The following is a 3,479-nucleotide window of genomic DNA, read 5'->3' on the forward strand; positions in this document are numbered from 1 at the left end:
GTGTAGGCGAGATAGACCACCACCATCACGAACACGACGAGCGAATACGTCCAATTGAACTCGTACGCCAACATGCCGAGCACGAGCAGGAGCTCGATCACCGTCGGAACGAGCGTCAGCACCACGAGGCGGGACAATTCTTCGATGCCGCGCCGGCCGCGTTCGAGCACCCGCGTCAGGCCGCCGGTCTTGCGTTCGAGATGAAAGCGCAACGACAGACGATGCATGTGTTCGAACGTTTGCAGCGCCAGCTTGCGGACGGCGTGCATCGCGACCTTGGCGAACAGACCGTCGCGGACTTGCGTCAAGAGCGCCATGACGATGCGCACGATCCCGTAGAGGATCGTCAGCATGATCGGCGCGCGCCATAGCCAGGAACCAGCCGTAGCCGCGGCTTCCGCCGCCTGCGGATTGGTGCTCGTGACGGCAATGAGCGCGTCGGTCGCCCATTTGAACGTGAACGGCATCGTCACGGTGACGAATTTCGCCACCAGGAGGAGCCCGAAAGCCAGAAAGACTCGCCCTTGAAGGTCGGGTCGCCCGTGCGGCCACAGATAGGGCCAGAGCTTTACGATGGTCGACACCAAGCCAGGGGTCTTCGGAGCGTTGTGACGCGCCGAAGGAGCGGCGGGAGTGGGAGGCATAGTTTAGAATCCGGTAAAGGTAGCCACCGGATATAAGGGATCCGGGAGACGAATTCACCCTTCTCGGCAGGTTTTAGGGATTAATCTGCGCTTGGTTGGCCGGCAGCACGAAAACCTGTCCCGGATAGATCAGATTGGGATTGCGGATCTGCTCCTGGTTGGCGTTGTAGATCACCGTGAAGCGATGTCCTTCCCCATAGATCCGGCGGCTGATCCGCCACAGATTGTCACCCTTGGAGACGATCGCAGTGGCGACGTCCGGAATGACGACTGTCCCCGGCGGCAATGCTTTGGGGTCGCTGGACGTTGCCGCTGCGCTGGCGGTCGCCTGATTCGGGGTCTGGACGGTGCTCTGGCCCGGGGTCTGCGGTCCACCCGCGACGGGCGGCGAGGCCGGCGAAGCTTCGCTCGCAGCCATCTCGACGGGGACGCTGAAAGCGACTTCGGCCCGCGACTTCACGTTGCCTGACACCGGATCCACATCATCGAGACGGACGCGATAATCGCCGGATTTCATGCCCTTGCCGATAGCGAAGGAGAACTTCCCGTCTCCCCCCGCCCCACCGGGGGCGATGAACGAATCATTGAGGTAGAGGCGAACAGTTGCGCCAGGCGCGGCCTGGCCGGAAACGAACAGGCGCCCGCCTTCTTCGGTTTCCACGGTCGCAATCTTGATCTCGACGCGAACACCKGCGGGCGCGGCCGCTTTTCCATCCTCGGTCGAGCCGGATTTGGGCGCAGTCGTCGGCGCGGACGAAGCCTCCTTCGTCGCTTTGGCGTCTGGAGGCTCCGGATTGGACAGGAGGACCGTCGGCTTATCGGGAGCAGCCAAGGCGACGAGCGGACGCGAATCGCCGTTGATGACCACCGTCACGCTTTCCCGGGACCGCTGCCGCGAGCCATCCGGGGCGATCGATTGAAGAATGATCTCGTGCGAGCCGCGCGGCAGGGGTGGCGGAACGAGGGCGAAAAGCCCTGAAGCGTCCGCCACGGCGCGCGCGTGGACTTGATCGCCACGCAGAAGCTCGATGGTCGCACCCGGCGCAGCGCGCCCGGCGATCACGCTGTCGCCGTCTGGCTCGACGCGCACGACGTCGAACGACGGAAGGACCGCCCCAGGGACGGCTTTTTCGGCAGCCTTTGCCGCCTCCGCACTCGTCTCGGCGGGCTTGCCGCCCGCTGAAGCGGCGCCCGTCTGGGACGTTGTCGTCTGTTGCGCGGTCGATGGCGTCGCCGAGGGCGACGGTGCGGTCACAGGCGGAGGTTGGGTCGCAGCCTGCGGTTTAGCTTGATCCTGAGGTGTCTCGTTGCTGCCGGAGCCGATTCTGCCGGGCTCCCACGCAAGCATGCCTATCAGCACTGCGACGACGACGATCGCCGTGCCGCCGAGAACGTAGAGCGTCCCCCTGCCCTGTTCCTGGTTCGCCATGATGCCTTTTCTCAAACGTGGCACTTTCGTTCATTTAAACCGTTTATCTTTCAAAAGGCTACGGCCATAAGGAAGATTAAGATGTACTACGAATCGGAGCCCAGCTCTTCCGGCTCCCCGGAATTCCCAATGCCTGCTATCCGCTCGATATGTGTCTATTGTGGCTCCGGATTCGGTAGCGAGCCCGTGTTCAAGGAAAGTGCGGCGGCATTAGGCCGCGCTATGGCCGAGCAAGGAATCAAACTCGTCTATGGGGGCGGCAATGTCGGCCTCATGGGGACCATTGCGCACGCGGTTCTCGAACACGGCGGATATGTCACCGGCATCATACCGGACTTCCTGAAGTCGCGAGAAAAGCTCCTGGACAACGTGCAGGAGACGATCGTCGTTCCGGACATGCACACCCGCAAGCGCCTGATGTTCGAAAAGGCGGATGCTTTCGTGGCGCTGCCGGGAGGAATCGGCACGTTGGAAGAACTCGTCGAGCAGATGACCTGGTCCCAGCTCGGCCAGCACACCAAGCCGATCCTGATGCTGAGCATCAACGGCTTTTGGAAGCCGCTGCTCAGCTTGCTCGCCCACATGCGCGAGCAAGGCTTTATTCGCCAGGGGCTCGAGCTGAACTATATCGTCGCGGAGCAATCCAAGGACGTGCTGCCGATGCTGGAGGCGGCCGCTCGCCGCACGGGTATCGTTGCGAATGAAGAGCTGATCGAGCAGCGGTTCTAGGCGCTTCGGCCGAGTTACTCCGACCTCCTGAGGAGCCGCGAAAGCGGCGCCTGGAAGGATACACCCGTCAGAGCAGAGCGCCGCTCTTCAGCAGCTTGTACGTGATCGAATCCGTCAGGGCCTGGAACGACGCGTCAATGATGTTCGGGGACACGCCGATCGTCGTCCAGCGATCCTTCGCACCATCCGCGAATTCTATGAGAACGCGTGTCACCGCATCCGATCCGCCTTGATAGATGCGGACCTTGTAGTCGATCAGCTCGAGATCCTGGATCAGGTCCTGGTACTTACCGAGGTCCTTGCGCAAGGCTACGTCGAGTGCGTTGACGGGGCCGTTTCCTTCCGCAGCGGAAATCATGATCTCTCCGCCGACCTGGACCTTCACGATCGCTTCGGCGACGGTGACGAGTTGGCCGATGGCGTTGTAGCGCCGCTCCACATTGACCGAAAACCGCTCGACGTCGAAGAACGCCGGCACCTCGCCGAGCATGCGTTTGACGAGAACGTAGAACGATGCGTCGGCGCCTTCGAAAGCGAAGCCTTCCGCCTCCTTGCGCTTGACTTCGTCGAGCACCTTGCCGACCCGCGGGTCGTCCTTGTCGAGATTGAGACCGATCCGCTTCAACTCGGCGAGTATGTTCGAACGTCCACCCTGATCGGACACCAGGACCTTGCGC

The 3,479-nt window shown here is 62.2% G+C and carries 4 protein-coding genes; 1 reads left to right on the forward strand and 3 read right to left on the reverse strand.

Features of this window, described 5'->3' with window-relative positions:
* A partial coding sequence (locus AC1DT3_RS15395) for an ABC transporter transmembrane domain-containing protein (protein ID WP_477466120.1) occupies nucleotides 1-644 on the reverse strand: 644 nt, incomplete at its 3' end.
* Nucleotides 645-717: 73 nt separating this feature from the next.
* The gene (locus AC1DT3_RS15400) at nucleotides 718-2,073 is read right to left on the reverse strand and encodes a LysM peptidoglycan-binding domain-containing protein (protein WP_477466121.1); all 1,356 of its coding nucleotides are present in this window, start codon (nucleotides 2,071-2,073) and stop codon (nucleotides 718-720) included.
* Nucleotides 2,074-2,202: 129 nt separating this feature from the next.
* On the opposite strand from AC1DT3_RS15400, the gene AC1DT3_RS15405 reads away from it, so the two are divergent.
* Complete coding sequence (locus AC1DT3_RS15405; protein ID WP_477466122.1) at nucleotides 2,203-2,802, forward strand: LOG family protein; 600 nt, start codon at nucleotides 2,203-2,205, stop codon at nucleotides 2,800-2,802.
* Nucleotides 2,803-2,869: 67 nt separating this feature from the next.
* Here AC1DT3_RS15405 and AC1DT3_RS15410 read toward each other — a convergent pair.
* Nucleotides 2,870-3,479, reverse strand: a 610-nt coding sequence (locus AC1DT3_RS15410; protein ID WP_477466123.1) for an alpha-isopropylmalate synthase regulatory domain-containing protein, incomplete at its 5' end; no start/stop codon positions are given.

This window comes from Microvirga sp. P4_G7, assembly GCF_056401005.1.

Excerpts from the sequence above, each read along its gene's own strand:
- AC1DT3_RS15405 (WP_477466122.1), top strand. The coding sequence starts at position 2,203 with ATGCCTGCTATCCGCTCGATATGTGTCTATTGTGGCTCCGGATTCGGT.